This is a genomic window from Leyella stercorea (assembly GCF_019052365.1).
Taxonomy (GTDB): domain Bacteria; phylum Bacteroidota; class Bacteroidia; order Bacteroidales; family Bacteroidaceae; genus Prevotella.
On the sequence record NZ_JAHQUY010000156.1, the window covers coordinates 1 to 1,487 of the forward strand.

Genomic DNA, 1,487 nt, shown 5'->3' on the forward strand with positions numbered 1-1,487 from the left:
GCCCGACACCGAGCAGTTTTCAATGGTGCCCCAGCTATATCCTACCACGCCGCCAATACTGCCGCCATATATTTGATTGCTTGTTATCTGTACGCCCTCCATCACCACGTTCTTCACCGTACCAGCTCTATTGAGCCAGCCGAACAGACCCGCATATTCGTCATTTGTCGTAAAGGTCAGCCCCGTAATGGTATGGCCGCCACCGTCGAAGGTGCCTTTGTATGAGTTGTCGTAGTCTGTGCCTATCGGTGTCCAGTCTTTGCCTGTGAGGTCAATGTCAGTGTCGAGGGTAATGTTAATGTCGCTCTTACCTCCGTTCACTAATTCGGCTATATTCATCAGGCCGTTGGCGTTATAGACCGTGTAGGTCTTGGTGTTGCTGTCGTAGATGTAGCCCAAATCCTCGGCTGCGCCGCTCTCGCCGCCGCCGTCAGCCCAGCTGCCGATGGTGCAACCCTCTAACGTCAGGCCGGTGGCGTTCACCTTAACGGTATATTTATAGCGGCTGCCCGCTTCTAATACGACGTTGTTCTGCGGACGGAAGTAGAAGGTGCCGCCGCCGAGTTCCACCTTGACGAACGGTTTGCCTGCCGCAATGGTCTGCGGGGCGGTTAGTGCCTCGTAGGTGTTGCCGCTTGCGTTGTAGGTCTTGATGGCGGTCGGGTTGCCGTTATCGGCGGACAGGCTCACGAGGCTCACCGTGGCACCAGCGACGCTCGTGAATCCCGTGCCGGGCTTCAGTTCGATTGTCACGCGTGCCGTGCGGTGGGTAAATTCAAGAGTCGGGTTGTTAAATTCCACCTTCCTGTTCTCAGCAGAGATGAAGTCGCTGTTCTGGAAGTCAGCCAATTTGCTTTGGTCTTCGGCCACCTTCACGGCAGGCATCTGTGTGATGTCGGCATTGTTGAAGGGCCACCATGCCGATACGGTAATCGGGTCGCGGCTGGTCCAGTAGTACGGGTCGTTCTCGCGTGAGAGCGTGGCACTCTTGAAATCGGTAGAAGCCGTAACGGTGTATTCCTTTACCGCATCGCCCATCTTGAGTGCCACGGAAGTGACGCCCTGCCAGTCGCCGTCCACAGCGGCACGGGTGGAAGAGGCTGCCAGCGGCGTTGCTTCTACGGACAGTCCGGTGGCACGGATGAATACAGGGTATTCACCTTCGGGCAGACGGTTATCGCCAGCAAGTTCGTCCTGCGTGCAGGCGGCGAGGGCGAACAGCAGTGCGGTGGCTGCGGGGATAAATAATCTATGTCTCATAATTCTTCATTCTAATCGATTAATTATTAACATCCTACAGGTCAGCACCCACATCTCCACCGTCTATATCGTTCCACTTTGCAATGGTGGCTTCGCTGACTTCAAGGACTTTGTTGCTTACCTTGACGGTATAGGTATAGTTGTTGCCCGCCAGCAGTGCGCCATCGGGCATGGTGAGTGTGGCATGATATTCCTGACCTTTGTAATTCACAACCAACGGCAGGGAT

The 1,487-nt window shown here is 55.1% G+C and carries 2 protein-coding genes; both read right to left on the reverse strand.

All coding sequences use genetic code 11. The features are described 5' to 3' along the window. A partial coding sequence (locus KTQ90_RS13285) for a fimbrillin family protein (RefSeq protein ID WP_217318822.1) occupies positions 1 to 1,260 on the reverse strand: 1,260 nt, incomplete at its 3' end. A gap of 34 nt (positions 1,261 to 1,294) precedes the next feature. Beyond that, a partial coding sequence (locus KTQ90_RS13290) for a fimbrillin family protein (RefSeq protein ID WP_217318823.1) occupies positions 1,295 to 1,487 on the reverse strand: 193 nt, incomplete at its 5' end.